This is a genomic window from Leptolyngbya sp. AS-A5 (assembly GCF_039962495.1).
In the GTDB taxonomy this organism is placed as follows: Bacteria; Cyanobacteriota; Cyanobacteriia; order Leptolyngbyales; family Leptolyngbyaceae; genus Leptolyngbya.
The window spans coordinates 256045-270509 of record NZ_JAMPLL010000003.1 but is presented as its reverse complement, the minus strand read 5'-3'; the positions used below and the strand labels follow the sequence as shown (position 1 = coordinate 270509).

The window sequence follows — 14465 nt, the reverse complement described above, 5'->3', positions numbered from 1 at the left end:
AATTAAGTCGCGTTTGGCAAAGTGAGTTATCGAAACGGTCTACGGCAACCTCAACGGTCTAAAATCAAGCCAGATTAAGCAACTACAACGGTTGTATCATCAACGCTTACCCGGCGATCGCATTACCACGTCTGAGTTTGCTCAGCGTATTGCTGCAATTAGCTGCGAAATTAGTCAGCCTGTCTGTGCTTATGTGAATCGTCGCGGTCAAGTGATTCGCGTTGGAGTCGGGACGATGAGGCAAACTCAGATTCCGATGCTAGAGCTTCCACGCTACGGGGCAGAGCGGTTGTGTGGAATTCGCTGTATTGCTACCCAATTAAAGCAAGACCCGCCCGGAGAATCGATGCTGACGGTGATGGCGCTTCAGCGTTTGGATGTGTTTGTAGCGTTAACGCTGACAGGAGGAGGATTTGAGCGCAGAGGGGGCGGCGCGACTGGCTATGTAAGAAATGCGTATTTGGCGCATTTGGTACCACACCCAGAGGCAAATTGGACGATTTCGCCGCCGTTGAGCTTGGATGTGATCGCAGAGCAGGATTTTTTGGCGCTGGTTGAGGGGCTGGAAGAAGAGTTCCGGCGGGAGTATGTCGCGCAGCAAGTCGATCGCGATCACGATCAGGTGCTCATTGTGGGACTGCAAACGGACGAATTCTCTCCGCAAGCCTTCAAAACGGCGCTACAAGAACTGGCGCGGCTGGTAGAAACCGCAGGTGGCGAAGTGCTGCAAACAATGACGCAAAAACGTCCGCGTCCCCATCCTCAGACCGTTGTGGGAGAAGGAAAAGTCCAGGAAATCACCTTGGCGGCTCAAACGGTTGGAGCCAGTTTGATCGTGTTCGATCGCGATCTTTCACCCGCTCAAATTCGCAATTTGGAAATGCAGATTGGAGTGCGGATTGTCGATCGTACCGAAGTGATTTTAGATATTTTTGCTCAACGCGCTCAATCGGGAGCCGGAAAGCTTCAGGTTGAGTTGGCGCAACTCGAATATATGCTGCCGAGACTTGCAGGACGTGGACAGGCGATGTCTCGACTCGGGGGTGGGATTGGGACAAGAGGGCCTGGAGAAACGAAGCTAGAGACTGAACGACGGGCAATTCAGCGACGCATTACGCGGCTCCAGCAGGAAGTCAACCAGCTTCAGGCGCATCGTGCCCGATTAAGACAGCGAAGACAGCATGAAGAGGTGCCCTCGATCGCAGTGGTGGGTTATACGAATGCGGGTAAATCGACTTTGCTTAATGCTTTAACGAATGCAGAAGTCTATACAGCAGATCAATTATTTGCAACGCTTGATCCAACCACTCGGAGATTAACTGTAACAGACTCGGAAACTCATCAAAATACACAGATTCTATTAACGGATACCGTTGGATTTATTCATGAGTTACCACCCTCGCTGATGGATGCGTTTCGGGCAACGTTAGAAGAAGTTACCGAAGCGGATGCACTTCTGCATGTGGTTGATTTATCGCATCCAGCTTGGCAAAGTCAGATTCGAGCGGTGATGCAAATTCTGTCTGAGATGCCGATTACTCCGGGGCCTGCGCTTTTAGCCTTTAACAAAATCGATCAGGTAGATGCAGAACAATTAGCGATCGCGCGTGAGGAATTTCCGCAAGCGGCGTTTATTTCGGCGAATGAGCGGTTGGGGTTGGAGACGTTGAGACAGCGCTTGTGTCAACTGGTGCGCTACGCGCTGTCGAGTTAAAAGTTGCCAAATCTCTTTCTAAAAATGCTGGGTTTTGCGTCAAAATGTCTCAGACCCAGCATCTTATTTGTGTATGTTGCTCTTGCGCGAAAGAATTGCGTTTTATCTTGAAGATATTGATACACCAGTAGGAAAAGGAATTAATCTCTTCATCACGGGGCTGGTGTTAGTTTCTTCGGGAATTTTTGTTGCAGAAACATACAAGATTCCGATTGAAGTTAGACAAATTTTGGATGCGATCGAACACTTAATTCTTGCAGTTTTCGTGATCGAATACGGTTTAAGAGTTTGGTGCGCTGAACGAAGACTGAAATTTATTTTTAGTTTGTATTCGGTGATTGATTTATTGTCGATCGCGCCTTTTCTCATCGGAACAAACGTAGGTTATTTGAGGATTTTTCGTTGGTTTCGGATTCTTAGATTAATTCGGTTTATTCAAGGCAAAACAATTTTTGGCTATGTTAGCAACGAAGACGGCGCAATCTTTACGCGAATTATTTTTACGATTCTCTCGATTATTTTTGTTTTCTCAGGACTCATTTATCAAGTTGAACATACCGTTAATCCCAAGTTTGGAACATTCTTAGATGCGGTATATTTCTCTGTTTCTACGATTTCTACCGCAGGGCTGGGAGACATTACGCCAATTTCAGAAATGGGGCGATTTCTCACGACTCTGATGGTATTGACTGGGATTGTATTGATTCCCTGGCAGCTTGGAGATTTGATCAAACGGCTGGTAAAAACTGCGGATCAAATTCAAGTTTTATGTTCAAAGTGTGGTCTCGCGTTTCACGATTCAGATGCCTATTTTTGTAAAAGCTGTGGAGCTTGCTTAAGCCGCAGTCAGCAAACAGAGCAATAGCGCCTCTGTCCATTCCACGATCGCCCCATAGGTATCTCCGGTTTGTCCGCCCAACTTCCAATTGAACCAAGCGCCCACTAGTACTGCGATCGCGCCTCCCGCAATCATCCACGGACGCACCACTAAACTTAGCGCAACCAACACCACGAGCGTCGGCACCGCTTCCCAGAGCGATCGGATTGCCTCTTTATGAAACGCTCCCTTTCCAGTCGGCTTGAGATACGGATATCGAGCGATCGCCACCAATTGCCCCCAACGTCCCCAACCTGCCACCCCCGCCAAAAGCCACACCCGCTCCTGCCCCAAATCGCTGAGCGCGATCGTTTTGAGCAACAGCAAAATTACAGCCGTCATTGCCCCAAATGCCCCGGTTGCGCTATCTGCCATCACTTCTAGCCGTCGCTCAGGATTCATCACCGCCAGCCCATCGGCTGTATCTATTGCGCCATCGAGATGCAAGCCGCCCGTAATCGCCACCCAAACCGCCACAGCGATCGCGCTTCGAGTTAAGATCGGAACACCGAGCCAAGCTAAACCCCAATCTAAAGCGCCTACGATTAAACCCACCATTAAACCCACGATCGGCGCAAATCGAGCAATCCCACGAAAGTCTAAATTTGCGGACGTGGGAAGCGGTAAACAGGTGTAAAACATAAGCGCGGCAAGGCATTGATTCAGAGCTTGGATAATCATTGTTCCCGATCAATTCACATAACGTAAACTTCTAATACCTTTAGTCAGGATCGCAATCCCGATTTGCAGCCATAATTGCGATAGGAAGCATCTAACTTGAGTCAGAACTTGAGCTAGGCTTGGTCTTAACTTCCGTCTACCCTTTGACTTGCTTGTGTCATGAGCCACGATTCATTTTCTCGCAATGCTCGAATTCCTGCCCCCTGCATTATTGACGATGGCACGATCATCGACAAGCAAGATATGCAGCGCGTCTTAACCGATTTGAGCCGGGTTCGCTATATCCACACGCACGATGGCAAAACAACGAGCGAAGGAGAAGGCTGCATTCTTGAGGTGTTTGCTGATCCACATCGAGCAACGATGGTGGCAAACCAGACGCTTTATCTCAATGTCTACAGTTTTGATTACATTCAGTTGAGCAAAACCGCAGACGGTTCGCAGTTTGATCTGATTCAGGACGATCGCCGCTTGCGCCTGCTTCCCCTAACCAATCCGATGCAGAATCAAGCCGATCGTGGCATTAATGCGGCAGAGCTTGAAGCGATGGTGGCTGAAGTATTGTCTGCTAGTTTAGATGTGCAGATTGACGACGAAGAAAATTTCTCGCTTTAGAGCGATCGAATTGCTAAACGCTTCACGATAAATTGGTTTCCGTCAGAGAAATCGGTGAGGAGCCATGAGACAGGGGTGGAATCGGCGGCAGTTTGGGCAATTCATAGCTGGAGGTGCGATTGCGCTTTGGCTGCATGGCTGCGGGCAACAGGAGCAATCGACGAATCAGAAGCCGCAGGTGGTTTCGACCAGTACGATTTTGACGGATTTAGCCTCGACGATCGCGGGTGATTCGGTGCAGGTGATTGGAATTCTCAAGCCGGGAGCCGATCCACATACCTACGAGCCTGTTCCAGCGGATACTGTCGCAATGGAAAAGGCGAATTTGATTTTGTATAACGGCTATAACTTAGAGCCGGGATTGATTCGCTTGATAAAGGCAGCCGGAGTGAATGCGCGTCAGGTCGCCGTGGGAGAAGTGATTACGCCACTCCAGCTTGAAAAAGAGGGGCAAAAGGTTCCTGATCCGCACGTTTGGGGAGATGTGCAAAATGTGGCAAAAATGACGAGCGTGGTTCGGGATGCACTGGTTCAACTGGTGCCAAACGATCGCGAGAAGATGACGCAGAATGCCGATCGTCTGATTGCCGAGTTGAATCGCTTGGATGGCTGGATTAAGCAGCAGGTTCAGACGATTCCTGCCGCAAATCGTCTCCTTGTAACGACGCATGATGCGTTTCAGTATTACGGCAAGGCATATCAATTGGCGATCGCAGGGACGCTGATTGGGATTAGCACAGAGGAGCAACCAAGCGCTCAGACGGTGCAGCGATTGGTGCAGTCGATTAGGTCGGCGCGGGTTCCAGCGATTTTTGCAGAGACGACGATTAATCCAGCGTTGATTCAGACGGTGGCGCAAGAGGCGGGGGTGAAGTTAGCGCCCCAACAGTTGTATTCAGATTCGATCGGTGCTGTGGGAAGTAGTGGGGAGACGTACATTAAGATGATGGCGGCGAATACAACGACGATCGTGCAGGCGCTTGGTGGCAGGGTGATTCCGTTTCAGGCGGGGTGAGATGTCAAAATATTTGCACTATTTTTAGGTGATCGCACTATAACTTGCAAATGTTAAGTCCCGTTGCCGGGACTGAACTGCACAACGATTGAAGAAAGGCAATTCTCACAAATTAAAAAGATGTTGGCGCAACGCATGGGCGAACGAAAACACCAACCTTAAAACGATCGCAACACATCCCGCACAACCTGACGCATCACCTCAAGCGGTTGACCCCCAGGCGGCAGCAAGCGCTCAGTTGAGAACACATAATAAATCTCACCCGCATCGCTCACCTCAAAATTCGCATCATACTCCCGCGCCCACAGATCAAGATGCCGCTGTGCCATCTGAGGCTCCAACTGCGTCGCCCTAGAAAACTCAAGCACCGAAATCCGCCCCTGCCGCAAATGCAGCAACTGAAAAAAGCGATCGCGAATCGCCCGACGATGCGCCTTAGAACTCACATAAAGCAGCAACCCCCCGATCGCGCTCGGAGCCAAGCCAAAAAACACCAGCAAAATCGACAACAGCGCCGAAGCCCACGCCGGAGGATGCAGCGCCAAGATCAATAAAAACAGCGAGATCGAAACGACACCCCCAGCGCAGAGAAATACACTACCAAACGCCTTACTTGCCACGCTCCAAACCCGATTCATGCCGCGTCTCCTTCGCATCGCGTTATTCCTAGACTAACCTGTTTTTCCGCGATCGCTTGGACGGTTATCCGAAACTTTCAACCGATGCAAACGAGTCCTCTTCCACCCCAGAGTAGATAGCTGAAACCATCACGTTTACGCTACTTTAGGAGACAGTGCTTCGCCTTCACCCTAACCGGATTTCTTTCATGTTTTCTAGACTTGTCCAAACCAGTTCACGTCAAGGTGAAATCGTAGAAGTTGTCCTACGAAACGGGTGGGACTATATGCGGCGACTGCTCACCGGAGGCAAAGTCGATGAACCCAAACTGCCACCGCCCGCCGTACTTCGCAACATTCTGGTCGATTTAGGCCCCGTTTACGTCAAACTTGGGCAACTTCTCAGCACCCGTCCCGACCTCCTGCCCGCCGAATACATCGATGCCCTTTCTACTCTACAAGCCGAAGTGCCACCGATCGACTGGGCAGAAGTCGAAGTCATGTTACGAAAGCAATTTAGCCAGCCGCTCGAAGAAATCTTCGCCTCCATCAACTACAAACCCGTCGCCGCAGGATCGATCGCTCAAACTCATCGCGCCGTTCTCAAAGACGGTCGCCCCGTTGCACTCAAAGTCCAGCGCCCCGGACTCAGCGCCGTGGTCGAGCAAGACATCTCCCTGATTCGCTTCATCGCTCGCCTAGTTGCTCAGACCGAATTTGGTCAGTATTACGATATCGTCTCGATCGCAGAAGAGTTTGCCGAAGCGCTCAGATATGAACTCGATTTCACTCAAGAAGCTCGATATACCGATCAACTGCGGCATAACTTAAGCAATACGCGCTGGTTCGACTCCAAGCAGTTAGTCGTGCCTCAAATCTACTGGGAATACACTACCGATAAACTGATTGCAATGGAATGGCTCGATGGAGTCGCAATCTTATCTGCGCTTCCACCGATCGGCTTTGATGGCACCACGGACTTACAGCAGCGAGAAGATATCTCCACTCTATTGCTCAGAGCCTTCTTTCAGCAGATCTGTTTAGATGGCTTCTTCCACGCTGATCCGCATCCCGGTAACGTTTTCTATCTCAATGATGGACGGGTCGCACTGCTCGACTGTGGCATGGTTGGGCGGCTTGATCCCCGCACTCAGCAATTGATTCTGGAATTAGTGTTAGCGATCGTCAATCTGGATGCTCAGCGCTGCACTCAGCTAGTCTTGCAGCTTGCACCCCCCGTTCAACCGATCAATCGCGTCAAGCTCGAAACTGAATTCGATCGCCTATTGCGGCGCTACTATAGCTTGAACATTTCTCAAGTGAACTTCAGCAAATTGGTGTATGAAGTGCTGCAAATTGTTCGAGATAACAAAGTGCGGGTTCCTGGAAACTTAGGACTTTGTGCAAAAGCGATCGCCAACCTAGAAGGCATTGCTCGATCGCTTGATCCAAACTTCAATATCCCAAATAAAATTCGCCCGATGATGACTGAAGTATTTCAGCGGCAGATTGTGGGTGAAGCGCCTTTAATTGCTTTATTGCGAACCGCGCTCGACGTGAAGAACCTCTCACTCCAGTCTCCGCGCCAAGTGGAACTCTTACTCGATCGCGTGACTTCAGAAACTTTGCAGTGGAATCTTTCCATTCGAGAAGCAGAACCGCTCCGCCGCACGATCGATGCTTCTGCAAATCGCATGTCATTTAGTATTGTGGTCGGATCATTGATTATGGGTGCAGCGATCATTTCTTCCAACACCCAATTGAGTCAGGTAACTTGGGTGAGCGATGTTCTGTTTGCAGCAGCAAGCTTCCTAGGGCTGTGGTTGATTTTGAGCATTCTGCGATCGGGAGCTCTCCGTTAGCAGCAGAATGCGCTTAGACTACGTTCAGCGTACAACCTAACATTGCAGCATTTAACACGATCGAGCAAAAGCTCCACACAGATCAGAATCTCGCGCTATAATAAGAAAACATCACGGGGCTGTAACGGTTTCGACAGGTTGGCGAACGTTCCGTCGAGATGCAGGTCGAGAGGGAGTCCACTCTCGTAAATCTAGGCTCAAAACAATAGATGCAAACAACATCGTACCTTTCGCTCGTAAAACTGCACCTGTTGCAGCATAAAACACCTCTAATTCAGGTTCGAGCGCTTACAGTCTGACACCGTTAAAGGCAGTAAGCAAACCCCAACGGTTGCGCTAAATCTTCACCTTTGGTTGGCGGTTTAGCTAAGACAATACCAGAGCATCCCATTATCCGGGACAAAGGATAGTTCCCGCTTCGAGGATTAGAGAAGCTAAACCTGTGAACGATTGACAGAGTAAATACCCAGTTTGGACACGGGTTCGACTCCCGTCAGCTCCACTTTAGAAAACTACGCCATACCTTTTGGCTACTCACAAGAGTTTAAACAAGCTACCAGAATCTAGCTTTGCTTGAAACTCAGAGAACGTCGCGAACGTACAGATCGCGCTGACCCACCTCAAATAATTCTCCAAGCGATCGAGCATCTCCCGCCCTGATCGTGTTTTAATATATCCCGGTAATTGATACCCTCGAATATTCGTAAATTCCCAGGGATGAAAATACAAATTGATGTAAGAATCCCAGTTTAATGTAATTCGAGAAGCGAGCTTATAAAGCGGTAAAGGCAGGTTCTTAAAGCTTAACCAAAACAAAGGAAATCGAATGAACGGTGTCACCGAAACTGGAATATTTAATAAGCGATCAGAATGATAAGGAATTCGAGGTTTAGAAAGATTGTTGTAGCGACCCGGTAAATAAGTAGGATTCATCGAGGAATTGTAACGATATCCGGCTTGTTGAATCTCTCGATCGCTCACAGGTTGCAGCCGCGCCATTCTAAATCCAGCGACTTCTTGATGCGTAATTTCTTCTAGTGCCTGCTTCGATCGGGCTAAATCTTCCACACAAAACGAAGCATGATAAAACCCATGCGACGCAACTTCATGCTTTTTTGCAATTTCGAGAATTGTTGAAGGATGATGAATAGCGAAATTTGCAGTAATGAAAAAAGTGGCTCGAATATTTAAGCGATCGAGCAACTGCAAAACCTTGTCCAAGCCTTCCGCCGAGACCTTGAATTTCACGCTTTCTGGTAGAGTTTGACCGTATTCTTCGGGCACATCAAACTCTTCGACATCAAAACTCAGCAGAATTAGCTTATCCATGCAAAACGTGAAACTCATTCTTGGAGATAGCGTAATACACAACGTCAGTTTTGTAATAGTGCGCGTTCTTCTCAAACGTCATGCCCACTTTTTGCATCACTCGTTGCGATGCCAAATTTTCAGGCTGTGAGATCGCAACAACTCGCTCTAATCCCACTTGCTCAAATCCAAATCGCAGACAGGCGATCGATGCCTCTGTCGCAATCCCCCGATTCCAGTACGCCTTATCCAGGGCATATCCTAGCTCGATTTCTGGCGTTCCATCGAGATAAATCAATCCACATCGGCCTAGCAACGTTTGACTTGCTTTCTCAACCACTGCCCACATTCCAAACTCAGAACAGTTGTAGCGCTGAAGGATCATGGGAAATTCTGCTTCGAGTTGCGATCGCGTCTTTGTTCCAGACGCAATGAATCGCATCACCACCGGATCGCCAAAAATTTCTGCCATCCGATCCAAATCTTCTCGCCTGAACTGACGTAACCACAAGCGTTCTGTCTCTAATTCCTGCATTGATAATGACGCTCTCCCCTAGCTGACATCTCCTAATACTGGCACAATGATCTGTACTCATTTCACGATGATGAAACACTATGATTTCTACGCTACAAACTGCTCTCGCTCAAGGTCGCGCTCTCAAAGTCATCAGCGGCTTGAACAATTTTGATGCAAACAACGTTGCTGCGGTGATTAAGGCTGCCGATCGTGGCGGTGCTACTTTCGTTGATATCGCTGCCGATGCCGACCTGATTCGCATGGCGAAACAACTGACCAGCCTGCCGATTTGCGTCTCTGCGGTCGAGCCTGAACAATTTGTCATGGCGATCGAGTCCGGCGCAGATTTAATCGAAATCGGAAACTTCGACAGTTTCTACGCTCAAGGTCGTCGCTTTGAAGCTGAGGAAGTTTTGGCGCTGACTCAAGCAACTCGCGCTCTCCTGCCTCATGTCACGCTCTCCGTAACTGTGCCTCACATTTTGCCTTTGGATCAGCAAGTCCAACTAGCAGAAGATTTGGTAAAAGCAGGTGCGGACATGATTCAAACCGAGGGCGGAACTTCTTCGAGTCCTGCACACTCCGGCGCGTTAGGATTGATTGAAAAGGCAGCTCCGACCTTAGCAGCAGCTTACGAAATCTCAAGAGCGATCGACATTCCAGTTCTCTGTGCATCTGGTTTGTCGAGCGTAACGGCTCCGTTGGCGATCGCTGCTGGTGCTTCGGGTGTGGGCGTGGGAAGCGCAATTCACAAGCTCGATAGCGAAGTGGCAATGATTGCAGCCGTTCGATCTCTGGTTGAATCTCTCGATCGCGCTTCGGTCAACGTTTAAACGCAAAACCCCGTAACGGTCACAACAATGCGATCGTTACGGGTTTAATAGTGATTTTGGAAATTTCTAGAATAATCGGAAAATAAGCGGATAGCGGAACGGCTCATCGGGTTTGCTCAAGCAATGTGCAAGCGCCCAAATTGTCAATCCCCAATGTAGCAAAAAGCCAAATCCAATCACCGGGAAGAACAGCAATCCACCCAATCCAAAGGTTAAGAACGATAGAATTCCGACCGGGATACCAATCACCGCCGCCCAGAACCAAACATTCAGGTGAAAATTCATCGATTCTTTAGCGTTAGCTTTGACCACTGGGTCATCCGACAGCAAATTGATTGCAATAGGAACGCCGATCGAGAACAAGGTTGTACTAAAGAAAATTGCGCCATGACTTAAGCAGGATAACAAGCGGCGCTGATTAGAATCGAATGTGGTTTGCATCCTGGATTTCTCCTATAGTGCTTTTTCCTTACAGGCTCGATCGTATCCTTCTAATCAATGCCCGTAGTAGTGCAGTTTACCGTACTTAAAAAACCCGTCGCCTTTTACCTTGGATAGATTAATTTTAAGAAGCGATAACGATCGGGCAACGCTTCAATGCTCAATTCACGATATAGCGCGATTTTTACGCATAGCGCGATTAGAGATGTGAAGAAAGGTTTAGTAACTCCTGCTACTCATTCTCGCGGTAGAGGCTGAAATTAAGCGAAGAAATCTAATGTCAAATAGATGGGGATCGCGATTAGTAACTAATCTCTGAACTTCAAAAGTAATAGAACTAGGAACTAATACGATCGCTATTTTGTTACTGTGCTGAAACAAGGAAAGTCTATATAAAACTTAGCAGTATAGCTTCTATTTCTACTCTTCCTGAAGTAGCAAGCTGACGCTGTTAAATTCCTCGCAAATCTGCAACACAGTAACTAAAGAATCTCCGCGCTCGCTACAAGACTCAGACTCTAGGACGGCAGAAATGAAACGTTTTTCAAAACTAATTTACAGCTTTTTACCATTAATGATTGTTGCAATGTTTGCAGCCTGTAGCAGTCAAAACAATGCTGCGAATAATTCTGCAAACAATCCCACTTCGGGCACAAACACGGATACAAGATTTGCCGCAGCAAGAGGCTGCAAAAACATTGGTGTTCTCTTACCCGAATCTGACTCGTCGGCTCGATACGAAGCTTACGATCGACCCTTGCTCGAAAAGGAAATCAAAGCCCAACTTCCAGATGCCACCATCCAATATGCCAATGCTAACAACAATGCAGATACTCAACAAAACCAAGCGGAGGCAGCATTAACCAAGGGTGCCTGCATTCTCGTTGTTGATCCACAAGACAGCGACAAAGCATCGGTGATTGTGCAAAAAGCCAAAGCGAGTCAAGTCCCAGTCATCGCTTACGATCGCTTCATCCAAGACCCGGATGTGACTTACTATGTATCGTTTGATAACGTGCGCGTCGGTGAACTCCAAGGACAATACATTGCGGATCAATTCCGCAGAGGCGCTTATGGTCTCAAGCCTGGTGCAAACTTGGTGATGATTAATGGTTCGCAGACCGATAACAATGCTCTGCAATTCCGGGAAGGTGCATTAAAAGCATTGCAACCCTTGGTCGATAGCAAACAGTTGAACCTAGTGTTTGATCAGTACACGCCAAACTGGGACAACGCCAGAGCACAATCCATCATGGAAGGCATTTTGACCCAGCAGAGAAACAATGTCCAGGCGGCATATGTTGCCAATGATGGCATGGCAAATACTGTGATTGCAGCTTTGAGAGCGCAAAAACTCGATGGCAAAGTTCTCGTCACCGGACAAGATGCCACCTTGACCGGAATCCAGAACATTCTCACAGGCGATCAAGCCATGACCATCTACAAACCGATCGCTAAAGAAGCTCAGGTCACTGCACAGTTAGTTGCAGCATTGAGCAAAGGCAGCGAACCGGGCGCGATCGTCAATGGACAAACCGCACTCAAATCAGGCGGACAAGTTGCATCGGCGCTGATTACTCCGATCGCGGTCGATAAAACCAATGTTCAGCAAACCGTTCTAGCAGATGGCTATCTAAATAAAGCTCAAGTCTGTAATGGACTAAGCGGAGACACCACTGGCATTTGTCGAGGAGTCGCACAAGGGGGTTCAGATCGACAAGGTTCCCTCTAATTCTGTCTCTTAGATATTCGATTGCCTCTAAATTCTGAATTTTGTACCGAAATTGGCTTAAAGTCCCCCACTCGTGGGGGATTTAGGAGGCTAGAAGCTGATCGCAACGCAGCGAGAAAGCCATGGAGCTAACGAAAGTGGGTGATTTTGCTTCTGAATCATCCCGCTTCAGAACTCAACACAGAAAACATGAACAACTCAGTTTTACCAACCCAAACAGAACCGCACTCCGATCGACTCCAACCGCGCCTTCAACTCCGCAACATCAATAAATCATTCGGAGGGGTACAAGCGCTCAGAAACGTCGATTTTGAGGCATATGCAGGCGAAGTGGTCGGTTTAGTCGGAGACAACGGCGCAGGCAAATCTACACTGGTTAAAACCATGTCTGGCGCATATGTTCCAGACTCCGGTGAATTTTTGATTGATGGACAACCCGTGTCGATCGCGTCACCGCAAGATGCCACTCGATTAGGAATTGAAACCGTTTACCAAGACTTAGCGCTCTGTGACAACCTTGATGTTGTGGCGAATTTGTGGCTCGGTCGAGAAGCCTATCGATGGGTCATTCCAGGCGTTCTTAAAGCGCTCGATGAAACCGAAATGGAACGCCGCACGATCGAAGTTCTCAGAACGCTCAATGTCAAAATTCCCTCGGTTCGTCGTCCGGTGGCGACGCTTTCTGGTGGACAGCGGCAATGTATTGCAGTGGCAAAAACAATTCTACGGCAGCCTAAAGTCGTCCTACTCGACGAGCCAACTGCTGCACTGGGAGTCGTCCAAACTCGGCAGGTCTTGAATCTCATTCTACGCCTCAAACAACAAGGTTTAGCGGTTGTGGTGATTTCCCACAATTTGCACGATGTTTTTGAGGTCTGCGATCGCGTCATTGTGATGCGTTTGGGTCAGCGCACTGCCACCTTTGACATCAAAAATTCCACTTCAGAACAAGTTGTCGCCGCCATTACAGGCGCGGAACATCGCGATCCTGCCGTTCCTACCTCAGAAATGACATGAAAACCAATACACGCCAAGACGATCGCTCCTCGGTGAATGCAGAAATGAGCGATCCACAATCTAATCTTCAGCGATCATCGTTTAGCTTGCGATCGCTCATGCGAGGTGATTTAGGATTTCTTCCTGTTGTTTTCACTCTTGCATTAATCACGCTATATTTCCAAGTCACAACGGGCGGTGTCTTTCTCCAAGCTCGAAATTTAACCAACCTGACTCAACAAATTGTTGTTATTAGTATTCTCAGCACTGCTGCGGTTTTGGTTCTGCTCTTAGGTGAGATCGATTTAAGCTTAGCAGCCGTGGCGCAAGCTTGTGCCGCAGTCATGGCGACCGTCTCGGTTTACCAAAATTGGGGGGCAATTCCTTCGATTCTCGCTGCACTTGTGATTGGCGCATTAATCGGCTTAGTCAATGGATTCTTTATCGCAATCTTGCGGGTTCCCTCATTCATTGTGACGTTGGCGGGGTCGATCGGCTATGCCGGATTTTTGCTGCTGGTATTGGGACGGCAAACCACGCTGATTGTGCGTGATCCAGCGATTCGGGCGCTGGCACCGACCTATCTTAATCCGATCGTCGGTTGGGGGCTGCCGCTTGCAGTTGCTGCTTTGTATGCGATCGGGGTTTGGTATGAACGTCAGCGACGAGTCAAAGCCGGACTCCCGGTGAAGCGACCTACAACGTTGATCGCTCAAGTTGCAGGGATTTTTGCCAGCATCATCTTGATCGTATTTCTATTTCAAACTTATCAAGGTGTTCCTCAAGCCGTACTGATTTCGCTGGGAATCGTCCTTGTGTTCTGGCTGATTTTGAGAAAAACGCCGTTTGGTCGTCACCTCTATGCGGTGGGGGGTAATGAAGAAGCGGCAAGACGCGCCGGGATTAATGTCATTGGCATGAAGATGACGGTCTTTACTTTGGCATCCGTTTTAGCTGCCCTAGCAGGCATTATGCTGACTTCGCGCAGTACCGCCGTTGCCACTCAAATCAGCGCAACGCTGTTGTTAAACGCGATCGCGGCGGCGGTTATCGGTGGAGTCAGTTTATTCGGAGGACGCGGCTCGGTTTGGGCAGTGATTTTGGGTGCGCTGGTCATTGGCAGTTTAGACAATGGATTGGACTTGCTCAACCAGGATCAAAGCATCAAAAATATTGTCCAAGGTGCAGTTCTGGTGTTGGCGGTCACTGCAGATGCTTTGGTACGACGAGCTAATCCGGTACGCGGCAAGTAAAGAA

General features: G+C 48.7%; 14 protein-coding genes and 1 other RNA gene. 10 read left to right on the top strand and 5 right to left on the bottom strand.

The features are described from left to right. Nucleotides 1-28 precede the first annotated feature (28 nt). Together hflX and NC980_RS05905 are read left to right on the top strand one after the other, a co-directional pair. Entirely contained in the window at nt 29-1714 is a 1686-nt protein-coding gene (gene hflX, locus NC980_RS05910; protein WP_190378030.1) for a GTPase HflX, read from the top strand. A 73-nt stretch (nt 1715-1787) separates the two neighbouring features. Continuing rightward, nucleotides 1788-2579, top strand: coding sequence for an ion transporter (locus NC980_RS05905; protein ID WP_190377844.1), 792 nt, complete (start codon nt 1788-1790; stop codon nt 2577-2579). Here NC980_RS05905 and cobS read toward each other — a convergent pair. Then, complete coding sequence (gene cobS / locus NC980_RS05900) at nt 2550-3272, bottom strand: adenosylcobinamide-GDP ribazoletransferase (RefSeq protein ID WP_190377843.1); 723 nt, start codon at nt 3270-3272, stop codon at nt 2550-2552. The two genes, NC980_RS05905 and cobS, sit on opposite strands and share 30 nt — an antisense overlap. A gap of 159 nt (nt 3273-3431) precedes the next feature. On the opposite strand from cobS, the gene NC980_RS05895 reads away from it, so the two are divergent. Both NC980_RS05895 and NC980_RS05890 read left to right on the top strand, forming a co-directional pair. Further along, complete coding sequence (locus NC980_RS05895; RefSeq protein ID WP_190377842.1) at nt 3432-3887, top strand: hypothetical protein; 456 nt, start codon at nt 3432-3434, stop codon at nt 3885-3887. 64 nt (nt 3888-3951) lie between these two features. Then, nucleotides 3952-4902: a zinc ABC transporter substrate-binding protein gene (locus NC980_RS05890; protein ID WP_190377841.1), complete on the top strand. Its 951-nt coding sequence runs from the start codon at nt 3952-3954 to the stop codon at nt 4900-4902. 158 nt (nt 4903-5060) lie between these two features. Here the strand turns inward: NC980_RS05890 and NC980_RS05885 are convergent, their stop codons facing one another. After that, nucleotides 5061-5540 carry a hypothetical protein gene (locus NC980_RS05885; protein ID WP_190378029.1) on the bottom strand — a complete coding sequence of 160 codons (480 nt, stop codon included), beginning with the start codon at nt 5538-5540 and terminating at the stop codon, nt 5061-5063. 188 nt (nt 5541-5728) lie between these two features. Here NC980_RS05885 and NC980_RS05880 point away from each other — a divergent pair, with 188 nt between their 5' ends. Together NC980_RS05880 and ssrA are read left to right on the top strand one after the other, a co-directional pair. Beyond that, nucleotides 5729-7381 carry an AarF/ABC1/UbiB kinase family protein gene (locus NC980_RS05880; RefSeq protein WP_190377840.1) on the top strand — a complete coding sequence of 551 codons (1653 nt, stop codon included), beginning with the start codon at nt 5729-5731 and terminating at the stop codon, nt 7379-7381. A gap of 115 nt (nt 7382-7496) precedes the next feature. Then, nucleotides 7497-7886, top strand: a transfer-messenger RNA (tmRNA) gene (gene ssrA / locus NC980_RS05875). A 29-nt stretch (nt 7887-7915) separates the two neighbouring features. Here ssrA and NC980_RS05870 read toward each other — a convergent pair. Next, nucleotides 7916-8710 carry a polysaccharide deacetylase family protein gene (locus tag NC980_RS05870; protein ID WP_190377839.1) on the bottom strand — a complete coding sequence of 265 codons (795 nt, stop codon included), beginning with the start codon at nt 8708-8710 and terminating at the stop codon, nt 7916-7918. After that, nucleotides 8703-9224 carry a GNAT family N-acetyltransferase gene (locus NC980_RS05865; RefSeq protein WP_190377838.1) on the bottom strand — a complete coding sequence of 174 codons (522 nt, stop codon included), beginning with the start codon at nt 9222-9224 and terminating at the stop codon, nt 8703-8705. The genes NC980_RS05870 and NC980_RS05865 overlap by 8 nt, the downstream gene beginning before the upstream one ends. Nucleotides 9225-9304: 80 nt before the next feature. Between NC980_RS05865 and NC980_RS05860 the strand changes: the two genes are divergently transcribed. Continuing rightward, nucleotides 9305-10039 carry a DUF561 domain-containing protein gene (locus NC980_RS05860; protein WP_190377837.1) on the top strand — a complete coding sequence of 245 codons (735 nt, stop codon included), beginning with the start codon at nt 9305-9307 and terminating at the stop codon, nt 10037-10039. A gap of 66 nt (nt 10040-10105) precedes the next feature. On the opposite strand, the gene NC980_RS05855 is transcribed toward NC980_RS05860, so the two are convergent. Next, complete coding sequence (locus NC980_RS05855; protein ID WP_190377836.1) at nt 10106-10480, bottom strand: DUF4870 domain-containing protein; 375 nt, start codon at nt 10478-10480, stop codon at nt 10106-10108. Nucleotides 10481-11012: 532 nt separating this feature from the next. Here NC980_RS05855 and NC980_RS05850 point away from each other — a divergent pair. The 3 genes from NC980_RS05850 to NC980_RS05840 all read left to right on the top strand — a co-directional run bounded on the left by NC980_RS05850 (nt 11013) and on the right by NC980_RS05840 (nt 14461). Continuing rightward, nucleotides 11013-12212: a sugar ABC transporter substrate-binding protein gene (locus NC980_RS05850; RefSeq protein WP_190377835.1), complete on the top strand. Its 1200-nt coding sequence runs from the start codon at nt 11013-11015 to the stop codon at nt 12210-12212. A 189-nt stretch (nt 12213-12401) separates the two neighbouring features. After that, nucleotides 12402-13229 carry an ATP-binding cassette domain-containing protein gene (locus NC980_RS05845; RefSeq protein WP_190377834.1) on the top strand — a complete coding sequence of 276 codons (828 nt, stop codon included), beginning with the start codon at nt 12402-12404 and terminating at the stop codon, nt 13227-13229. Continuing rightward, on the top strand, nt 13226-14461 hold the full coding sequence (locus NC980_RS05840; RefSeq protein WP_190377833.1) for an inner-membrane translocator: 1236 nt from the start codon (nt 13226-13228) through the stop codon (nt 14459-14461). Before NC980_RS05845 ends, NC980_RS05840 begins: the two co-directional genes overlap by 4 nt. Nucleotides 14462-14465: the final 4 nt, after the last annotated feature.